The following is an 18,515-nucleotide window of genomic DNA, read 5'->3' on the forward strand; positions in this document are numbered from 1 at the left end:
AGGCGAGGAGATTCGATGGAGACAGTGCTGGTAACCGGAGCCACGGGCACTCAGGGAGGTGCGGCGGCGCGCGCACTGCTGCGCTGCGGGTGGCGGGTGCGTGCGCTGGTCCGCGATCCGGAGGCGGAGGGCGCACGGGCGTTGGCCGCGGCGGGCGCGGACCTGGTGCGCGGCGACATGGGCGACCGCGCCGCAATGGACGCCGCGGTGGCCGGTGTCCACGGGGTGTTCAGCGTGCAACCCACCGCCGGTTATCCGGGGACACCGCCCGGATTCACCACCGGCGACGAGCTGCGGCTGGGCCGCACAGTCGCCGACGCGGCCGCCGCGGCACACGTCGCGCATTTCGTCTATGCCTCGGTCGGTTCCGCGGACGCCGACCACGGCATCCGGCGCTGGCAGAGCAAGGCGGAGCTGGAGACGTATGCCGCCGGGCTCGGCCTGCCGACCACCGTGCTGCGCCCGGTGCGCTTCATGGAGAACCAGATCGACCCGCGCTTCGGGCTGCGCGACGGCGTGCTGACCGACGTCATCCACCCGGACGTGCCCGTGCAATTGATCGCGGGCACCGACATCGGCGAATTCGCCGCGCTGGCATTCACCCAGCCCGACGAATACCTCGGCACCACAGTGGAACTCGCCGGTGACGAGCTGACCATGACCGGCATCGCGGAGGCCATGAGCACGGCCGTCGGGCACACCGTCGACTACCGTGCGATCCCCCGCGAGGCATTGACGAATCAGGACCCCGACGCCCTCGCCGGATACGAGTTCGCCAATCACCGCGGCGGCTGGCACGCCGACATCCCGGCGCTACGCACACGACACCCAGCCCTCATGGACTTCAGCACCTGGCTGGAACGAGAAGGCACACAACGCTATCCGATCCAGCTGACCTGACGCAGGCGTGCGCGCTCCGGAGAGGTCGCCGTCTCCGCGAACGGCCGGCGCCAGGTGCGGATCACACGCCCGCTTTCGCGGCGTCGACGACCCCGCCGATCCAGGGCAGGACGGCGTCACGGACCCGCACGCCGGAGGGCAGTAGTCGGTTGGCGGCCAGCAGGTCGGCGGCGCGCTGCTGTTCGTCGAGGAATGCGTCGGTGACCGCGTTGAGGCCGAACGGGCGGCCGCGCAGGGCCGCTTCCCAGGCGTCGAGGTCGGCGGCGCCGCCGCGGGCGATGACGTCGTCGACGAAGTATTGCGCTGCGGCGCGGGGGTTTTCGGAGATCCAGGCGTCGGATTCCTGCAGGGCGTCGATGATCGCGGTGAGCGCGTCGCGGTGGTTCTCGGCGAAGTCGCGGCGGGTGAACCAGAGCGAGGGGTGGCTGAACAGGCCGTCGGTGGCGATGAGGGTCCGCAGGTCCGCGGTGGCTTCGACGGCGCTCAGGCTCGGGTAGGCGCCGACCCACGCGTCGAGTTCGCCGTCGAGCAATGCCGTCCCGCCGTCGTGCACGCCGGTGTCGACCGGTTCGATGTCCGACCAGCTCAGCCCGGCATTGTCGAGCGCGAACAACACCAGGGTCGTCTGCCAGGAGCCGTGCGCGACTCCGACGCGCTTGCCGCGGAGATCGGCCACCGATTCGATACCGGAGGACGCGAGCGTAACCAGGCGGCCGTTCTCGACCCGAGGCTCCGAAATGCCCACGTACACAATGTCTCTGCCGTTGCCGAGCGCGGTGACCGGCGGGGTGAATCCGGTGCCGATGAAGTCGTAGCCGATGTCGGTGAACAGCCAATCGGAATGCTGGGACGGCAGCGCGGTCGCCGGATCGACCGGGTCCGGCTGCGGCAGGCTGCGCAGATCGACCCATTCCACATCGGGCAGCGTGCGTTCCAGGATGCCGCGATGACGCAGGACGAACAGCGAGTTGTTGTGCGGGAAGTAGCCGACACGGACGGACATGGTTGTACTCCTGAGAAATGGTGGGGGTCTGGGGTTTACAGCAGCGCGGCGGATGTTGCCGCGGGGGCCGGCGCGGTGAGCCGGGAGCGGCCGAGCAGCGGCAGCACTTCCTCACCGACGCGATAGGCCTCCTCGAGATGGGGGTTGCCGGCGAGGATGAACGCGTCGACGCCGAGGTCGATCAGCTCGTCGAGTCGCTGGGCGACCTGCTCGTAGCTGCCGACCAGGCCGAAGGCGGGCCCGCCGCGGATCAGGCTGAAGCCGCACCACACGTTCGGCTGCACTTCGAGATCGCGGTATCCGGTGATGGTTTCGGGCACCCAGCCCTGGATGCGCGCCGCGCCGACCGAGTCGCCCTGCGCGGCGCGGTTGGCGGCGTCGCGATCGACGAATGCCCAGCCCTGCTCGATCTCCGCCCACGCGGCCTCCTCGGTATGGCGGGCGACGATATCGATACGCACGGCGAACTTCGGTGTGCGACCGGTGGTTTCGGCGTGCGCGCGGACCCCGTCGAACTTGGCGCGCAGGTCGGCGTAGGGCTCGAGCCAGGACAGGTAGTAGTCGGCATGCCGTCCCGCGGCGTGCACGGCGGCGGCGGAGGAACCGGAGAAGTACACCTCCGGGAACGGTTGTCCCGCCAGGCCCGGCGGCAGCAAAGCGCCCGCGGTGCGGAAGAAGCGGCCGTCGTGATCGAACGGTTCGCCATCCCACACACCGCGCAGCACGTCGAGGAATTCGCTGGTACGCGCGTACCGGTCGTCGTGGGAAACCTTGTCGCCCCACCACAATTGGGCCGGCCCTCCCCCGCCGCTGATGATGTTGTAGACGAGCCGGCCGCCGGTCGCGCGTTGCAGGCTCGCCGACATCCGGGCCGCCTGCACCGGATGCAGGAAGCCGGGCTGGAAGGCGACCATGAAGCGGTAGGTGGTGGTCTCGCGGGCCAGCGCCGACGCCACCGCCCACGGGTCCTCGGTGACCGGGAAGGACGGCAGCAGCCCGCCGAGGAAACCGGCCGATTCGGAGGCCTTGGCGACCGCCGCCATATGGTCGATGTAGCCGTAGCCGTCCAGTTCGCCGTGGCGGATCGCGGGGGCGATATTGCCGGGGCCGTAGCCGTTGGCGTGGCCGCGGTTGTAGCGGCGGGGCGTGCGCAGCGACGCGTGATCGCCCTCCATGCCGATGCGCCAGTAGATGTCGATGCTCATGCGGGGGCCTCCTGCGCCCTCAGGGTGCGACCGGCCGGGTCGGCGTGAAACAGCAGGTGTTCCCCGGCGCGGTGTACTTCCTCGATGTGCGGGTGGCCCGACAGCACGAAGGTGTCCACACCGGCCGCCACGTACTCCCGCAACTTCCGCGCCACCTGCTCGTAGCTGCCGACCAGGCCGATGGCCTGCGGATAGCCGAGATCCGCGAACCCCGCCCAGCGGTCGTCGCCGATACGCCACGCCTGCGCGTCCGGCCCGCTCGGATGCAGTTCACGCCACTGCCGGTCCACTCGCGCCCAGGCCTCGGATTCGGTCTCGCGAGCGATGATCGGCAGTTCGAGCGCTGCGCGTACCGTCCGGCCCGCGCGGTTCGCCCGATCCCGGAGCGCGGTGAGCGACCGGCCGGGCCCCTCCACTGTCTCCGTGAACACGTGGACGTCGCCGTGCTCGGCGGAGAGCCGCAGGGCCGCGTCGGAGTCGCCGGTCAACTGGATCTCGGGAAAGGGCAGGCCGGACAGAATACCCCGGAACCCACCGTCCACCACGTCGAAATACTCTCCGGCGTAATCGAATCCGGTCCCCCGGAACCGGCGGCGGCCACCGGGTCGGCATTCCACACGCCGCGGGCGACGGTGAGGAATTCGGCAGCCCGGGCGTAGCGATCGTCTCCGCCGACGCGGTCGCCGCGCGCCCGCGCCTCGGCGGCGTCGGTGTCCACGGCGAGCCGCCACCCCAATCGCCCGCGGGACAGCCGTTGCAGCGTGGCCGACATCTTCGCCGCGTAGACCGGGGTGCCGAAGGCGGGCTGGAATTCGACGACGACGCGGGAGTGGCGGGTGGCCCGCAGCGCGCCGCCCGCGACGATCCACGACTCCTCGCCGTGCGGGTCGTACGGCGCGAGCACTCCGTCCAGGCCGGACAGTTCCGCCGCGTGGACGATCTGGTGCAGGTCGTCGAACGGCCCGAACCGGCCGGGCCGTACATCGGTGGCCGGGCCGGCCGGTGCGGGCGCGCCGAAACCGCCGCGATGGCGCAAGCCCGGATCGGCCCGGCGGCCGTCGCCGCGGGTCGGTAACCGCCACAGGAATTCCGGCGCGGAGGTCTCCGCGTGCCCGCCGCTCATGCCGCCGCGCGTTCGGCCGCGACGAGTTCCTGTGCCTGTCGCAGCGGTTCGTGCGCGACCCAGGACGCCAGGTCGAAGTCGGCGGCCAGGAACCCGTGGGTGTAGAGGAACTGCTTCTGGATGCCGATCAGCTCCAGGCGTTCGTCCGACAGCGAGGGGTGCAGACCGCGATGGAAGTCCGCGCCGTAGGCGGCGACGACACCGTCCGGGCCGGAAAGGGTTTCGCGCTGTAGCACCGCGCGCACCCCGTCGAGGTTTCCGGCGGCCCAGTCGGCCGCGCGCAGACTCTGGGCGAGGAAGCCCACCACGACCTCGGGCCGCCGCTCCAGCAGGTCGGCGTGCACGGTGATCGGCCGCGGGGTGCCGTTGTTCACCCGGTACCGCTTGCTCTCGATGGCGTCCAGATCCACGGCGACCCGCAGGCCATGCTCCCGCGCGATCTCTTGCGCCCGTGCGCCTTTCACATAGATCGCGTCCACGTCACCCCGCAGCAGCTCGTCGACGCCCCATGTGACACTGCGGCCGCGTTGCTGAACTTCGGTGCGCACCTGCGGATTCCGGTCCACGCCGACTTCGGTGACGGTGACGTCGCCGAAGCCGAGGCCGCCGAGCCGCAGTGCGCTCGCGAAGCCGTGCAGCGCCATCGCGCGCGGAAAGCTCCGCGCCTGGTCCTGAGCCCACGCCGGGACCCCGATCCGGCGCCCCGCGAGGTCGGTGGCCGAGCCGATCGGCGAATCCGGGCCGACCAGCACGGCCTGCGCCTCGTCGATCCAGGTCAGTCCGATCAGCCGGGTGGGTGATCCGTGGGCGCGCGCGGCCAGGGCGGGCACGTTGCCGCCCTCGCGGATCAACCCGGACAGGGTGTGATCGAAGTGCCGCACCGCCAGTTCCGGCCCCGCGTCCTGCAAGACGCCGAACCGCAGGTCGTTCCCGGCGGCGGTCTCGCTCAGCCAGCCCAGGCTGTGCGCCAGGCCGCTGGCGGTCGGGACCGGGCAGCGGGTGTACCAGAGGGTGTCGAGCGCCGGCTCGTGTGCCGATGATGTGGTCATGTGTGCTGCTCCCGGAGGTTTTCGGCGGGCGGGTCGCCGACGCCGAGGTGGGCGAGCAGTGCCGCTTGGTAGCGCACGGCCCGTGGAACGTTGTGCTCGCGCGGGCGGGCGAGGTCGAGGGTGAGATCGGCGGCGAATCGGCCGTGGTCGAGTACCAGCACCCGATCGGCCAGGCGGACCGCCTCGTCCACGTCGTGGGTGACCATCAGCACCGCCGGGCGATGCCGCGCGACCAGTTCGCCGACAAGTTCCTGCATGTGCAGCCGGGTGAGGGCGTCCAGGGCCGCGAACGGCTCGTCCAGCAACAGCAGATCGGGTTCGCGGACCAGTGCCCGGGCCAGTGCCGTGCGCTGGGCTTCGCCGCCGGACAGCGTCGCGGGCCACTGCCGCGCCTTGCCCGCCAGGTTCACCTCCGCCAGCGCGCGCAGGCCCGCCTCCCGCGTACTTCGCGAACGGCGTTGCCCCACAGTCACATTGGCGAGCACCCGTTTGGACGGAATCAGCCGCGGCTCCTGGTACACGGTGGTGCGGCGGTCCGGGACCAGCACGGTGCCGGTGTCCGGTGTCTCCAGGCCGGTGAGCAGTCGCAGCAGGGTGGTCTTCCCGGTGCCGCTGGGGCCCAGTAGCACCACGAACTCGCCGCGCCGGATGGTCAGGTCGACGCCGTCGAGGACCACCTTGTCGCCGAACGCCTTCCGCAGGCCGGTGATCGACACGGCGACCTCTGCGGTGGTTTCCCGCTGCACCGCAACGGTTTCCGAGACCGTGGTCATCGCATCGCCACCTGTCCGCGCCACGGCATCGCGAACCGTTCCACCAGCCGCACCACGCCGTCGAACACCAAGCCCAGCAGTGCGTAGAGCACGATGCACAACACCATGTAATCGGTGCGGTTGTACTCCTGTGCCAGCGTGACCAGGTACCCGATACCTTCGGTCGTGCCGACCTGTTCGGCGGCGATGAGGCCGGTGATGCTGATGGCCAGGCACACACGCAGTGCCATGAGCACACCCGGCAGGGCCGCGGGCAGCACCACCTCCAGGACCAGGCGGGGCCCGGCCAGCCCGAAACCCCGTGCGGCCTCGACCATTTTGCGGTCCACGTTGCGGACGCCGAGATAGGTGTAGGCATACATCGGCGCCACCGTCGCCACGGCGATGAGCAGTATCTTGTACAGCTCGTCGATGCCGAACCAGGCGATGAACAATGGCGCCAGCGCCAGGAACGGCACCGCGCGCACGATCTGCATCGTCGAATCCACGAGTTCCTCACCGAGACTCGACAACCCGGACAGCAGGCCGAGCACCAACCCGACCGACACACCGAGCCCGACGCCGAACACCGCGCGCAGCAGCGAGGCGGTCGCGAAGTCCACCAGCTGACCGCTGCGCAGCAGTTCGACGCCCGCGGACCACACCTTCGGCGGACCGGCCAGCACCTGGGGCTCGAGGGCGCCCGTGGCCGAACCCACCCACCACGCCAGCAGCAAGACCGCCGGCAGGACGAACCGCAGCGTCACCGAAAGCCATGCGGGCCTCGACCGTTCGGCTCTCGAACGCGGCGGCGCCAGCGCAAGGGAAGTCACCTCGGTCGCCATCTCACTGCCCTGCCCGCAGGGCGCCCAGTTGCTCGGGCGTCAGTTTCGAGCGCAGGTCGTAGAAGATGTCGGCGGCGGTGATCTTGCGCGAGACGACACCGTTGGCATAGAACAGGTCCACCACGTCCGCCAGTGCGTCGGCGTCGGAGTCCAGCGGCAACCGCGGCACCGTGGCCTCCGCACCGACCCGCAGCGCGTCCGCCAGCCGCTGGCCCGACAGCGCCCGCGGGCCCGTCGTCTCGAAGACGTTCTCGAATGCCGCGGGATCGGTGCGCTGGCGCGCGGTCAGCTCCTGCAACACCTCGAGGTATTTGGCGGCGATATCCGGATGCCCGTCGAGGACCTCGGTGCGGAAGACGACGACCGAGTTGTCCTTGGATCCGATGCTCTGCTCGGTGGCGATCTCCACCCCGCCGTTGGCCTTGGCCTCCTGGTAGGGCTGTAGGAACGAGGCCCACGCGTCGACCTTGCCGGTGGCGAAGGCGGGGGCGGCGTCCTTCTGCTGCAAGGGAACCCGGGTCACCTTGTCCGCGGGGACACCGGCCTGGGCCAGCGCCTTCAGCAGGATGTATTCACCCTTGGCCGCCGCGTTGACCGCCACCCGCTTCCCGATCAGGTCGGGCACCGCGCGGATACCGGAATCACGAGTCGCGATGATGCCGCTCTGATCCTTGCCCGCCGGATCCTGGACCGCCACGATCCGCACCGCGACATCCTTGGACAGCGCGCCGACCACCGGGCTGAACGCGGCCCCCGACACGTCGAGCTGGCCGGTGTTGAACAGTTTCAGCATGGAGCTGAAACCCGGTGTGGTGGTGACCCATTCGATGCGCGCGCCCAACGGCGCCAGCGCCTTGTCGAAGGTGCCGTCCCGTTTCCCGACCGCCAGCGGGCCCTCGTTCCCGGGGTCGGCGACCTTGATCACGACCGTTCCGTGGTCCGCGCCCGTGGTCGCCCCCGAGCCACACGCGGCGACCAGCACCGCCACGGGAGCGAGCGCGAGCGCGAGACGCCGGCGGCGGTGCCGCGTGCCAAACATCGTGGAGTACCTCTTCCGGAGAGCCGATCACTGCCGTCGGACGTTAGGCATCCGCACCGGTCACCGCGAGGTAATCCTTTCCGTGGATTGGAAGGATTGACAACCGAATTGCGCGGGGTTATAAGTCGCTTTCCGAATATCGGAAAATTCTGGGCGTTGACGTTCGATCGCCTGTGCTACCGTCGCTCGCGTGGAAGCCTCCGGTGTGCAGACCGTCGCCCGTGCCCTGTCGGTCCTCGACTGCTTCCGCGACGGGCACGAGCGCGGCGTCTCCGAGGTGGCCCGCCGGCAGGGGCTGGCGGTGAGCACCACCCATCGCCTGCTGGCCGCGCTGGTACAGGCCGGATTCCTGGAGAAGGACGACGAATCCAGCCGCTACCGGATGGGCGGCGCACTCGCGGAATACGGCCAGATCGCCTACCGGCAGCACCGGATCTACCTCGCCGAACCGTGTTTGGAACAGCTGGCCAACACCACCGGCGCGAGCGCGTCGGTCGCCATCCGGCACAGCATCCACGCGGTCCTGCTCGGCACCAGCCGCTGGCGCGACAGCGACGGCCACCGCCTACAGGGTGTGCGGTTGCCACTGCGCGCCAGCGCACTCGGCAAGGTGCTGCTGGCCTGGTCGGACACCACCGACGACGAATTGCGCGCCCTGCCCTACGACGAGGGCACCGATCGATCGGTCTCCGGCCCCGTCGAACTGCGCGCCGAACTGGACCACGCCCGCGCCCGCGGATACGCCTACAACGACGAAGAACTCGACCCCGGCTACCGCACCATCGGACTGCCCGTCCTCGACCGCTCCGGCCGCTGCCGCTTCGCCCTCGGCCTGCGCGGGCCGACCACCCTCATGATCCCCGAACGCGTCCCCTTCCTCGTCGACCTCGCGAAAGTCACCGCCCGCGACATCGCCGACCGCTTCGCCGAGACCGAATCCACACCGCCCCCAGCCTGACTCGGCCGGTCGGCCTTCCCGGAATCGGATTACGTGCCGTGTAGTCAGCTCCCGAACTGTGCCGATCCGACGACGCGGAGCAGGTCGAGCGTGCAGGCGATGTCGGTTCCCTGGCGGGTGCTGCACACCATGACGCGGAGGTCCGAGTCGAGGGTCGTGAGCACGTCGCGGTCTCGGTGTGGACCACGTGGTTCGCAGGTCTCGGCAGTGGCGGGTTGACGAATCAGCTCCTGCGGGGGTCGGGCGCGACGGTGAGCATGGGGTGATAGCTGGCCGTGTCCGGAGGTTCGCCCACCGGTCGGCCGTCCGCTTCGACCCACGCGTGCGCCGCGGTGGGCGAGGTGCGTATTCCGGTGCGCCACGTCGGCCAGGTGCCGTGGAGGCGGCACAGCACCGCGGTGGCGAGGGAACGTTGGAGGCAGTAAAGGCCGGCGCACCTGGTGCTGACCGCGGTGACGGCTCGTCGCGCACGGAGCGCGTGATCGTAGTCTGCCGGTGCCGCGCCTCGGCGCAGTACGGTCAAGACGCGGCGGAGGCGGCGGGGTGGAAGCCGGGCGAGCACTCCGGCCGCGGTGACGGCCGCATAGGGCCCCACGCGGTGCAGCACCGGTGGCGGGGTGTCGCTGGGAAGAATCTGGTCGTGAGTCATGAGGCCCTCACAAGATCGGCTGCGGTCAGTCGGGTCAGGAGATCCGCGATGTCGGCCACCGCCCGCCGCCGGCTGACCGACCGGGTTTCGAGCAGCGTGCCGGCGATCTCGTCGACTGTCGCACCCTCCAAGAACGCGGCGAGGACCTCGGCGCCGGTCGTGTTGAGCTGCCAGTAGCGGCCGTTTCGTTCGTCCAGGAGAACCGCACCGTCTTCGGTGGCACACACGCTGACATCCTCACGGAGCCGGTTCATTTCAACGTCCTCCCTAGAAGTGTGGCGGGTCGCGCAGTCGCCGCCCTGTCCCGAATGACTTTCTGCCGCAACGTTTCCGAAAGCATCGCGTCAGGCGCGGCCGGTGTGGGCGAGGTAGGCGGGGACCGGATGTGCGGCCAGGTCGCGCAGCCACTCCTCGGCGCCCAACGTGTTGTCCAGTTGTGTGAAACCACCGGTGAGCACGGCCGGGCTGGCGACTGCGCGACGCAGTGCGGTTTCGTCGACGATCCCGGCGGCGACCAGGTGTGAGTCCTCGACCCAGTCCATGAGCTCGCGCCGATGTGCCCGCAGGCCGGCGAACCATTCCTCCGTGCAGTGATCTTTCGTGCTGCGGTTGGCGATTCGCGGCGGAATGATTCCGTCCATGGCCTTGGCGAGCAGGGGTTTGTACGACCAGGGGTCACGCGCATGTTCGGGCCGCACGCTCAGGCAGGCGTCGACCACCGCGTCGTCGCAGAACGGGCTGTCGGTCTCGAGACCGGTCGTGCCCGCGACGTGGGCGAGGATTCTGGCGCCGCGGCCCGCTTCCTGAATTTGGTGTATCCAGGCATGTTTCCCGCGATCGTCCGACAGGGGCGCCGCCTCGGTCGCGGCGGAGCGCACGAGCGCGCCGACCACGGTCGCGGCGTCGTCGTCGACCCAGGCCGGAAGGCGGAACCGCTCTCCCCACTCGCCCGGCGTCGGCGGGAACGCAGGTGCCGTTGCGGTGTCGCGCAGCGGGGCGCTCGCCGCGGTCAGCCAGTCGGAGTAGGCGCTGCCGTCACTGAGCAGGTGAATGCTCGCGCCCAGGCTCCAGCGGCCGCGCGCCCGCAATCCCTCGAGGTGCCGCAGGCCCGCGAGGGGTCGGCGGCGCAGTAGTCCGTGCACGTACAAGACGTGGGGCCGTACCAGATAGTCGCCGCCGTGGCCGGTCAGCCGGCACGACGCCCCCTGCGCGACCATGAGTTCGGCGATCGCTCGTTGCTGCGCCCGATCTCGGACGATGCCCATGGGTTCGTCCGCAGGGTCATGGCGGTCGCGGAGCCCGGCGAGCAGCCCGGGCGGTCCCGCGGCGGGAAAGACAAGCCGTTCGATTCCAGGGAGTCGGTCGGCGGCATGGTCGGCGTAGGCGCGGTCTTCGTTGCCCGGAGCCGACCAGTGCAGTGTGGCGGTGACCAGCCGGGCGCCCGCTCGCGCGGCCAGAAAGCAGACTGACGTCGAATCCATGCCGCCGGACAGGTCGGCGCCCATGACCTCGCCCGGACGTGCCCGCAGCGCCACCGCGTCGTGCAGCGCATCCCGCAATGCTGCGGCACCCTCATCGAGGGTCGGGTGCACGGGCGGGGGATGCCACCACCGTGGCGTCCGGTGGCCGCCGTCGCGCTCCAGCACCACGGCCGCCTCGGCCGCGACGGCGTGCACTCCGCGGAACATCGAACGTCCGCTGAGCGGATAGGGCAGTACGGGGTAGGCGAGATGAGCCGCCAGGCGGCGGACATCCACCTCGGCGTCGGTCAACCAGGCCAACGTGCGCGCACGGTCCGCGCAAAGTGTCACCCCGTCGACCGTGGTGTAGTAGCACCGACGCGAGCCGGAGGCCGTGCCCCGCAGGTAGCAGGTGCCGTCGAGAGAGGCCGCCAGGTGGAAGCTGCCGTGCAGGGTCCGGGCCGTCGTCGCCAGGTCGGCGATTCCGCGCACCTTCCGAGCGTGGGTCTCGAGTTCCGCGGGCGACACGGCGGACCGGCCGATGACGGCCAGCAGCGTGTTGCCGGCCGAGGCCAGCGTCAGTTCGTCCGCGTGCCACCGGCCCAGCAGCCACGGCCGGCCCGAAGGGTGCGTGATCACGTGGACGGCCCGGGTCCGCAGGCGGGCGAGCGTGTCGCCGGTGGGACTGTCCGGGGCGGCGACGAACCAGGATTGTGTACCAGCACGCATGGTTGATCTCCAGCGAAACGGTGGCGGTGGCCCACGACCGCAGCGGCCGTGGGCCATCGCCGAACGGCGACTAGTAGTTCGACCCCCACGCGCTCGGGTAGCCCTCGATTATCACGTAGCTCGACCCGCGAGTCAGTTCGGTGAACTTCCCGATCTCCACCAGAAGGGGTGGTTCGTACATGCTGTTCTCGTCGACCTTCCGAACGGAATCCATTGTCTGCACCTCGGTTCTGTCGTTACGGCCATCGAACATTTCTCGGGTTCGATGTCCTCAGAAGCTAATAGCGGTGCCACGGGAGGGGTCCCACGACGACCACGAGCAGTGGTGTTCACGGCCTCGTGGACTTCCGCGACAACCCGGAGTTCAGTACGCCCGCACACCGCTGCACATGTCCACCAGGCGGAATGCCGACGACTGCGAGCCGCCTACGAGGCCCAGGCATACCGACAAGCGGAGGTTGTTACAGATCTGCCCGCGGTTGTGACGGGGTCAGTCGGATCGGTAGGTGGGTGGGTCCGCGCAGGGAGCTGTTGGTCGACCAGGTGGTGGGGCCGGTCGCCGTGATGCGGTCGACGCGGGTGACCAGTTGGTGGAGTACGGCGTGGGCTTCCATGCGGGCCAGGGGCGCGCCGAGGCATGCGTGCGGTCCGTGTCCGAATGCCATGTGTGCCCGGGGGTTCCGGTGGACGCGGTACTCGTCGGGGTTGTCGAAGACCGCGGGATCTCGGTTCGCCGCGCCGAACGATATGAGTATGCGCGAGCCGCTGGGAATGGTGATGTCTCCGACCCGGTGGTCGGACCGGGTGTATCGGTAGAGATTCTGGATGGGGCTCGATATCCGCAGTTGTTCTTCGACGGCCATGGGAATCAGAGTGGGGTCGGACCGGATGAGGTCGTATTGGTCGGGGTTGCGGGCGAGGGTGTCGAACATGCCGCCGAGCAGGTTCGTGGTCGTTTCGTTGCCGGCGATCAGGAGCAGCATCGCGATGTAGAACAGTCCTTCGTCGGTGAGTTTTTCCTCGGTGCTGTGTTCGAGTAGCCGGCCGAGGATAGTGTTCGATCCCTTCAGAGTGCCGGATGCCAGCTGCTGTCGGATGTATCGCCGCAATGCGGTGACAGCGCGTATGGACCGTACGGTGCCGGTGATCCCGACGGGCGTCGGCGAGAAGTCGATGATCCTTACCGCGTCTTCCGACCAATGGCGAAAATCGTCGATGTCGGTATCGGGGATTCCGAGGATTCGTGCGATGAGCAGCAGCGGCATCGGTACGGCCAGGCGCTGGACTATATCGCCGCCGCGATCGGCGAGTGCGTCGGTCACGAGGTCGGTGGCGATTTCCTCGGTAATAGACTGCCAATCGTCCAGTGCTTTTCTGGAGAATCCGGGTTGCACCTGTTTGCGTAGCTCTGTGTGCCGTTCGCCGTCGGTCAGTACGACGACATCGCCGGTCATGCGTATCCGTGTGACGCCTTGGCTGCTGGTGATCGCGTCGGTGTTGCGCAGTGCTGTACGGATATCGTCGAGCTTGCTCAGGATCCACGTAGCGCGGGCGGGGTTGTAGTGGACGCGGCCGGTACTGTGCAGTGCTCGGTAGGCGGCGAACGGCTGGGCCGCCGTGGCCGGATCCAATGGGTCGTAGTCGGTGTTCACGGCGCCGACCCAGCCTCGGTAGCCGCGGCGTCGTGCCTGTATCGCGCCCGTCAGGTTCATGTGCATCGCTGCGGTAATCGGCCTGATTGCGGCGGCGGCGCCTCGCACGGTGTGTACCACGGTCATGGGATGTGCCCTCTCGGTAGGTCCGGCTGTGCGGGGCGCCGGTGGGCCTGGTTGCCGTTTCAGGCTGGGACGAACCGATCCGGTCGGTCAATGGCGCCAAGGGAAGCTGCGATGCTCGCCGCCTTGTCCCCGGGTGACCTTTTTCGCACCGAACGGCCGTGAGCTGGACTGTTGCAGCGGTGACTGCAGGGTGGCGTTCTCACGATGATGAAGGGCTTTTCTCGGCGCGGCGCCCGGTGTCCGCTCGCCGTACGCGCTCTCGGGAGACACCGGTCGTGCTTCGGTGTCCACGAGGTCGATTACCGCAGATTCTCGTGGTGAGAGAATCCGGTAGCTGTGTTCGTGTGATGTGCCCTGGTAGGGACGTTCACCTGAGAAGCCCGCGGTCGCTGAGCGGTGAATCAGGGTTGTCGACTTCCTCCGATGGCATTGACCGTGGAATCGGTGCTGTCCACGCTGAGTTTCATGCCGGCGCAGGCGAGAATCAGTGGGTGACAGCAGATGTCGATCGCATTCGAATCAGACGGTAAAGTATTGCCCGGCTGGAATCTGTTCCTGCGTGGTCTCGTGGTACTCGTCGTGTGCGCGGCGGCAGCCGGCCTGATGATCGCCCGGTCGGGGGGCGCGTTCCGGCAGACCCTCAGCGTCACCGCCGATCTGGTCGATGTGGGCGACGGTCTGCCGGCGAAATCGGATGTGAAGTATCAGGGCCTCCTGGTCGGTCGAGTGAACGGCGTGACACCGGCGAGAAACGGGAGCCCGAACCAGGTACACATCGATCTGATACCGGACCGCAGCCACGGGATTTCGTCGACCGTGACCGCGCGGGTCGTGCCGAGCAACGTGTTCGCGGTGCCCTCGGTGCAGTTGGTGTACAACGGCCCGGGCGCTTCCCTCGCCGCGGGCGCGCACATCGCCGAAGACCGGAGCGTGGATACCGTCCGGTTGCAGACCTCGCTGACCGCACTGAGCCGTATCGTCGCCGCCGCAGGCCGGGCCGGGTCGGATCCGACCCTCGGTGTCCTGACCGCGATCGAACGCGCTACCGCCGGACACGGCGAGGACGCGGTCCGAGCGGGCGCCGAACTGACCAGGATCTCCGGAGCGCTGAACGCGGCGATGGCGCCGGACGGGACCGGCGCCACCCTCGACACGCTGTCGGAGGCACTGACCGGGTTGCGTTCCTCGGCGCCCGATCTCCTTGGCGCCGTGCACAACTCGGTCCTCCCGTTGCGGACCGTGGAGCAGCAGCGACAGCGGTTGGAGGCCATGCTGACCGGTGGACTCGACACCTCGGCAACGGTGGCTACGGCACTGGAGAACCACACCGCGGACCTGACCGGCATCACCGCGGAACTCTCGCCACCGTTGTCGGTGATCGCCGACGGCAGCCGCAACTTCAGTCAGATGACAGTCTCCCTGGCACGGCTGTCGGGACCGTTCTCCGGAATGTGGGATCCCGTGACACAGCGCGCGACCGCCAAGGTCATCGTCGAGCTGACGCCGCACCGGCAGTACACACGCGCCGACTGCCCGCGCTACGGCGACCTGACAGGGCCGAGCTGTGCGACCGGCCCGCCCGGCGGACCCACGATCATCGGGCCGGACGCGGCGCCCGCGGCCAGCCCGATCGTGCTCGGCGGCACGGTGGGTGAGACCGGCAGCCCGCAGGAGCAGGCGCGGGTCGCGGCCGTTCTCGGCGGTGCACCGAATGCCGCGGCCGACATCCTGCTCGGGCCGCTGCTGCGGGGCAATGACGTGAAAGTGACTCCGGCGCCGAATGATTCGTCCGCGCCCCCGGGAGGTCCGCGATGAGCTATCGCACGCCGCTGGCGGGCCTGATCCTGTTCCTGGTGGTGTCGATCGGGCTGACTTGGATGATGTTCGCGACGCTGTCGCGCAGCGTGAGCGGGAAGACCGAGACGTACTCCGCGATCTTCACCGATGTCTCGGGCCTGCACGCCGGGGACGACGTGCGCATGGCCGGGGTGCGGGTGGGCCGGGTGCAGGCCGTCGATCTCGACGGTGTCCGCGCGAAGGTCACCTTCGAGGTGCAGCAGGGACAGATGGTCTCCGGTAATACGGCGGCGTCGGTGACCTATCAGAATCTCATCGGGCAGCGTTACCTCGGATTGTCGCTGCGCGACTTCGGCGATCCGAAGCCCGTTGCGCCGGGCGGCCGGATCCCCGTCGAGCACACCGAGCCCTCGTTCGATATCTCCAAGCTGCTCAACGGTTTCGAGCCGCTGTTCAGCGTGCTCGATCCGCAGCAGGTCGACAACATCAGCGCGGCAGTGGTGCGGGCACTTCAGGGCGACGACGGCGCGATCACCACACTGATCGCCGAAACCGCCTCGCTGGCACAGGCATTCGCCGGTCCGGATCAGATCCTGGGGCTGGTGATCGACAATCTCAGCGGGGTGCTCGGGGACCTGTCGGCGCAGAACGGCAACCTGAAAACCGTTCTGCAGCAGACCCGCCGGATCTTCGACGGACTGGCGCGGCAGCGCGACCAGTTGTTCGGACAGATCGACGCGATTTCCGGCACGTTGGTCCGGGCGGCGGACACGGTACGCGGCGCGAGCCCCGCGCTGAACCGGTTCGTCGACCGCGAACCGGGATTCGCCCAGCATTTCATCGACAACAAGGACAAGTTCGCCTACGTGGGCTTCAACCTGCCGTACCTGCTGAAGGGGCTGGCCCGCATCACCGACAACGGCGCCTACCTGGACGCGTACGTGTGCGAGGTGAAGGTGAGCATGATTCCGGGTGTCGATCCGCTGATGTCGGCGATTCTGGGGCAGGCGACGCCCAGCGGCCGTGTCGAGCACTCAGGGATCTGTAGGTGAGGTTGTCATGGTGTGTGGGAAGCGAATCCTGCCGCGCCGGAGCGGGCGCGGGCGTCCGCTGGAGGATCTGAGCAAGCTGCGTATCGGCCTGGCCGCGGTCGTCGTGCTCGCGGTCGTGGTCGGGGTGACGGTGTTCGTCAATTCGCTGCACCTGGGTAAGGAGACCTATCGGGCGGACTTCGCGCAGGCCGCCGGGGTGAGCGCCGGCGACGGGGTGACGCTGGCCGGCATCGAGGTCGGAAATGTCACCGGGACGAAGCTGGCAGGCGACCACGTCGTGGTAACCATGAAGCTCAACCGCGGCCTGCCGCTGGGGGCCGATACCGGCGCGGCGATCAAACTGACGACGCTGCTCGGGTCGCGCTACATCGAACTGCGTCCGGCGGGTGCCGGTCACCTGCCGGGCAACGCGATCGTGCTGTCCCACACCGAGGTTCCCTACGACCTGGAAACAGCCTTGCAGAACGCGACGACCACCTTCGGCAGCATCGACGCCGACCAGGTCGCCCAGACGATGAGCGCGCTGACCGACCAGCTGCACAGCGCCCCGGCGCTGGTCCCCGAGACGTTGCGGAACATGAAGACCCTCGCCGCGGTGATCGGCGACCGGCGCGCCCAGCTCGGGCAACTGTTGACCAGCACCGACCAGGTCACGTCGCTGCTGCGTGACCAACAGGCCGAACTCGCGGGCATGATCACCCAGGGCCGGAATGTACTGCAGCAGTTGATTTCCCGGCAGCAGGCCATCGTGGGCTTACTCGACGCCGCGACCGGTCTGGTGCAGCAGCTGAAACCGATAGCCGTGGACGACCAACCCGAGATCCAGCAGCTGCTCGACAACCTGACGCAGATGACCGGGATGATCGCCGGTCACGACGATCTGTTGCGCAACATCCTGCAGATCCTGCCGGTGCCGTGGCGGCTGTTCGCGAATGCCACCGGGACCGGTCAGGAGCTGGTGGGCAACGGACCCGACGGCGCGTTCATCGATTCGTTCATGTGCGCGCTGAGCGGCTACGCGCAGAAGGTCAACCAACCCACCTACTTCCAGGACTGCAAATGAGCGGCATCGTGCGGAGCGTGAAACTCGCCGTCGTCGCCTTGCTCGGCGCGGTCGTGGCGGGTTGTTCGAGCGCCCCGGTCCCCGGCTTGGCCGATACGTCGATCACGGTGACCGCCCAGTTCCCCAGTGCGAGCGGCCTCTACGTCGGCAACCCGGTCTCGGTGCTGGGTATGCGAGTCGGAACGGTCACCCGCATCACCGACCGCGTGAGCTACGTCGAGGTCGCCATGACCGTCGACAAACAGGTCAGGGTTCCCGCCGACGCTCGGGCGGTCACCGTCTCGGACTCCCTGCTGACCGACCGCCACATCGAACTCACGCCCGTCTACCGCGACGGTCCCGCCCTGCGAGACGGCGCTGTGCTCGGGCCCGACCGCACCAGGGTTCCGGTGGAGTTCGACAGCTTGCTGGCGATGGCCGACAAACTGTCGACCTCGCTCCGAGGCGACGGCACGGGCGGAGGACCGGTCGCCGGACTCCTGGACGTCGGCTCGAAGATCGCGGTCGGCAACGGAAACGAGTTGCGTGCCGCGATGACCGAATTGACCCGCGCCCTGCAACTCGGCCCGGACCACGGCGAGGCCACCCGCGCCGCCGTGACCACCATCGTGCGGAACCTCGACACGCTCACCGCGGCCGCGTCCCGCAACGATCAGGCCCTGCGCGACTTCGGCTCCGGCGTCCACACCCTCAGCGGCATCCTCGCCGAGCAGAACCTGGGAGCCGGCGACACCGGGACGAAGCTCAACCAGATTCTCATCCGGATGACCGAACTGCTCGAACGTAATCGAGGCAATCTGAAGAACCTGGCGGGCAACGCGAACACCATGACCACGTCTATGGCGGACTACAACGACAACCTCGCGGAATTCCTCGACGTCTTCCCGCTGGTGACCGATAACGCCTACAACGCGATCGATCAGAACATCGGCGCGCTGCGCGGCACCGTGAGCCTGGACAAATTCTTCCTGGACGGGCAGATGCTCAAGGCGGTGTGCAACCTGCTGGGTGTGACGGAACTCGGCTGCGCGACCGGAACCCCGCGCGATATGGGTCCGGACTTCGGAATCGGCCGGATGCTCTCCGTGATCGCGGGAGCACCGCCGAAATAGC

The 18,515-nt window shown here is 68.7% G+C and carries 17 protein-coding genes and 1 pseudogene; 6 read left to right on the forward strand and 12 right to left on the reverse strand.

Annotated elements, in window-relative coordinates:
* The first annotated feature begins 15 nt into the window (after positions 1-15).
* Positions 16-900: an NmrA family NAD(P)-binding protein gene (locus tag ON41_RS17095; protein WP_040748643.1), complete on the forward strand. Its 885-nt coding sequence runs from the start codon at positions 16-18 to the stop codon at positions 898-900.
* A gap of 61 nt (positions 901-961) precedes the next feature.
* Here the strand turns inward: ON41_RS17095 and ON41_RS17100 are convergent, their stop codons facing one another.
* The 7 genes and pseudogenes from ON41_RS17100 to ON41_RS17130 form a co-directional block, all read right to left on the reverse strand.
* Positions 962-1,903, reverse strand: a complete 942-nt coding sequence (locus ON41_RS17100; protein WP_040748644.1) for an ABC transporter substrate-binding protein — start codon at positions 1,901-1,903, stop codon at positions 962-964.
* 35 nt (positions 1,904-1,938) lie between these two features.
* On the reverse strand, positions 1,939-3,108 hold the full coding sequence (locus ON41_RS17105; RefSeq protein ID WP_040748645.1) for an LLM class flavin-dependent oxidoreductase: 1,170 nt from the start codon (positions 3,106-3,108) through the stop codon (positions 1,939-1,941).
* Positions 3,105-4,231 (reverse strand): annotated as a pseudogene (locus ON41_RS17110) (LLM class flavin-dependent oxidoreductase). The gene ON41_RS17105 and the pseudogene ON41_RS17110 overlap by 4 nt, the downstream one beginning before the upstream one ends.
* A complete protein-coding gene (locus ON41_RS17115) occupies positions 4,228-5,280 on the reverse strand; it encodes an ABC transporter substrate-binding protein (RefSeq protein ID WP_040748646.1) in 1,053 nt (350 codons plus the stop codon). The pseudogene ON41_RS17110 and the gene ON41_RS17115 overlap by 4 nt, the downstream one beginning before the upstream one ends.
* Positions 5,277-6,053: an ABC transporter ATP-binding protein gene (locus ON41_RS17120; RefSeq protein ID WP_051161702.1), complete on the reverse strand. Its 777-nt coding sequence runs from the start codon at positions 6,051-6,053 to the stop codon at positions 5,277-5,279. Before ON41_RS17120 ends, ON41_RS17115 begins: the two co-directional genes overlap by 4 nt.
* A complete protein-coding gene (locus tag ON41_RS17125) occupies positions 6,050-6,877 on the reverse strand; it encodes an ABC transporter permease (RefSeq protein WP_051161703.1) in 828 nt (275 codons plus the stop codon). The genes ON41_RS17120 and ON41_RS17125 overlap by 4 nt, the downstream gene beginning before the upstream one ends.
* A gap of 1 nt (position 6,878) precedes the next feature.
* A complete protein-coding gene (locus tag ON41_RS17130; RefSeq protein WP_040748647.1) occupies positions 6,879-7,916 on the reverse strand; it encodes an NrtA/SsuA/CpmA family ABC transporter substrate-binding protein in 1,038 nt (345 codons plus the stop codon).
* Positions 7,917-8,106: 190 nt separating this feature from the next.
* On the opposite strand from ON41_RS17130, the gene ON41_RS17135 reads away from it, so the two are divergent.
* Positions 8,107-8,874 (forward strand): IclR family transcriptional regulator, encoded by a 768-nt coding sequence (locus ON41_RS17135; protein ID WP_051161706.1) that lies wholly within the window; start codon positions 8,107-8,109, stop codon positions 8,872-8,874.
* Between the two features lie 223 nt (positions 8,875-9,097).
* On the opposite strand, the gene ON41_RS17140 is transcribed toward ON41_RS17135, so the two are convergent.
* The 5 genes from ON41_RS17140 to ON41_RS17160 all read right to left on the reverse strand — a co-directional run bounded on the left by ON41_RS17140 (position 9,098) and on the right by ON41_RS17160 (position 13,424).
* Positions 9,098-9,523 (reverse strand): lasso peptide biosynthesis B2 protein, encoded by a 426-nt coding sequence (locus ON41_RS17140; protein WP_051161708.1) that lies wholly within the window; start codon positions 9,521-9,523, stop codon positions 9,098-9,100.
* Positions 9,520-9,777, reverse strand: coding sequence for a lasso peptide biosynthesis PqqD family chaperone (locus ON41_RS17145; RefSeq protein ID WP_040748649.1), 258 nt, complete (start codon positions 9,775-9,777; stop codon positions 9,520-9,522). Before ON41_RS17145 ends, ON41_RS17140 begins: the two co-directional genes overlap by 4 nt.
* Positions 9,778-9,867: 90 nt before the next feature.
* Positions 9,868-11,712 (reverse strand): asparagine synthase-related protein, encoded by a 1,845-nt coding sequence (locus ON41_RS17150; protein WP_051161710.1) that lies wholly within the window; start codon positions 11,710-11,712, stop codon positions 9,868-9,870.
* A 70-nt stretch (positions 11,713-11,782) separates the two neighbouring features.
* Positions 11,783-11,926, reverse strand: a complete 144-nt coding sequence (locus ON41_RS17155) for a lasso RiPP family leader peptide-containing protein (protein WP_157185504.1) — start codon at positions 11,924-11,926, stop codon at positions 11,783-11,785.
* Positions 11,927-12,173: 247 nt separating this feature from the next.
* Positions 12,174-13,424, reverse strand: a complete 1,251-nt coding sequence (locus ON41_RS17160) for a cytochrome P450 (RefSeq protein WP_373281349.1) — start codon at positions 13,422-13,424, stop codon at positions 12,174-12,176.
* Positions 13,425-13,991: 567 nt separating this feature from the next.
* On the opposite strand from ON41_RS17160, the gene ON41_RS17165 reads away from it, so the two are divergent.
* The 4 genes from ON41_RS17165 to ON41_RS17180 are packed head-to-tail and all read left to right on the forward strand — an operon-like array spanning position 13,992 to position 18,514.
* Positions 13,992-15,305: an MlaD family protein gene (locus ON41_RS17165; RefSeq protein WP_040748652.1), complete on the forward strand. Its 1,314-nt coding sequence runs from the start codon at positions 13,992-13,994 to the stop codon at positions 15,303-15,305.
* A complete protein-coding gene (locus ON41_RS17170) occupies positions 15,302-16,339 on the forward strand; it encodes an MCE family protein (RefSeq protein ID WP_040748653.1) in 1,038 nt (345 codons plus the stop codon). Before ON41_RS17165 ends, ON41_RS17170 begins: the two co-directional genes overlap by 4 nt.
* Before the next feature lie 7 nt (positions 16,340-16,346).
* Complete coding sequence (locus tag ON41_RS17175; RefSeq protein WP_051161714.1) at positions 16,347-17,402, forward strand: MCE family protein; 1,056 nt, start codon at positions 16,347-16,349, stop codon at positions 17,400-17,402.
* Entirely contained in the window at positions 17,399-18,514 is a 1,116-nt protein-coding gene (locus tag ON41_RS17180; RefSeq protein WP_051161716.1) for an MlaD family protein, read from the forward strand. Before ON41_RS17175 ends, ON41_RS17180 begins: the two co-directional genes overlap by 4 nt.
* Position 18,515: the final 1 nt, after the last annotated feature.

The organism is Nocardia transvalensis NBRC 15921, from assembly GCF_000308875.1.
Classification (GTDB): Bacteria; Actinomycetota; Actinomycetes; order Mycobacteriales; family Mycobacteriaceae; genus Nocardia; species Nocardia transvalensis.

Bases quoted from the DNA above. Each gene is read 5' to 3' on its own strand.
- ON41_RS17130 (WP_040748647.1), bottom strand. From the start codon at position 7,916: ATGTTTGGCACGCGGCACCGCCGCCGGCGTCTCGCGCTCGCGCTCGCT.
- ON41_RS17180 (WP_051161716.1), top strand. From the start codon at position 17,399: ATGAGCGGCATCGTGCGGAGCGTGAAACTCGCCGTCGTCGCCTTGCTC.
- ON41_RS17175 (WP_051161714.1), top strand. From the start codon at position 16,347: ATGGTGTGTGGGAAGCGAATCCTGCCGCGCCGGAGCGGGCGCGGGCGT.
- ON41_RS17145 (WP_040748649.1), bottom strand. From the start codon at position 9,777: ATGAACCGGCTCCGTGAGGATGTCAGCGTGTGTGCCACCGAAGACGGT.
- ON41_RS17105 (WP_040748645.1), bottom strand. From the start codon at position 3,108: ATGAGCATCGACATCTACTGGCGCATCGGCATGGAGGGCGATCACGCG.
- ON41_RS17120 (WP_051161702.1), bottom strand. From the start codon at position 6,053: ATGACCACGGTCTCGGAAACCGTTGCGGTGCAGCGGGAAACCACCGCA.
- ON41_RS17155 (WP_157185504.1), bottom strand. From the start codon at position 11,926: ATGGATTCCGTTCGGAAGGTCGACGAGAACAGCATGTACGAACCACCC.
- ON41_RS17150 (WP_051161710.1), bottom strand. From the start codon at position 11,712: ATGCGTGCTGGTACACAATCCTGGTTCGTCGCCGCCCCGGACAGTCCC.
- ON41_RS17125 (WP_051161703.1), bottom strand. From the start codon at position 6,877: ATGGCGACCGAGGTGACTTCCCTTGCGCTGGCGCCGCCGCGTTCGAGA.
- ON41_RS17160 (WP_373281349.1), bottom strand. From the start codon at position 13,424: ATGAACCTGACGGGCGCGATACAGGCACGACGCCGCGGCTACCGAGGC.
- ON41_RS17095 (WP_040748643.1), top strand. From the start codon at position 16: ATGGAGACAGTGCTGGTAACCGGAGCCACGGGCACTCAGGGAGGTGCG.
- ON41_RS17115 (WP_040748646.1), bottom strand. From the start codon at position 5,280: ATGACCACATCATCGGCACACGAGCCGGCGCTCGACACCCTCTGGTAC.
- ON41_RS17165 (WP_040748652.1), top strand. From the start codon at position 13,992: ATGTCGATCGCATTCGAATCAGACGGTAAAGTATTGCCCGGCTGGAAT.
- ON41_RS17170 (WP_040748653.1), top strand. From the start codon at position 15,302: ATGAGCTATCGCACGCCGCTGGCGGGCCTGATCCTGTTCCTGGTGGTG.
- ON41_RS17140 (WP_051161708.1), bottom strand. From the start codon at position 9,523: ATGACTCACGACCAGATTCTTCCCAGCGACACCCCGCCACCGGTGCTG.
- ON41_RS17100 (WP_040748644.1), bottom strand. From the start codon at position 1,903: ATGTCCGTCCGTGTCGGCTACTTCCCGCACAACAACTCGCTGTTCGTC.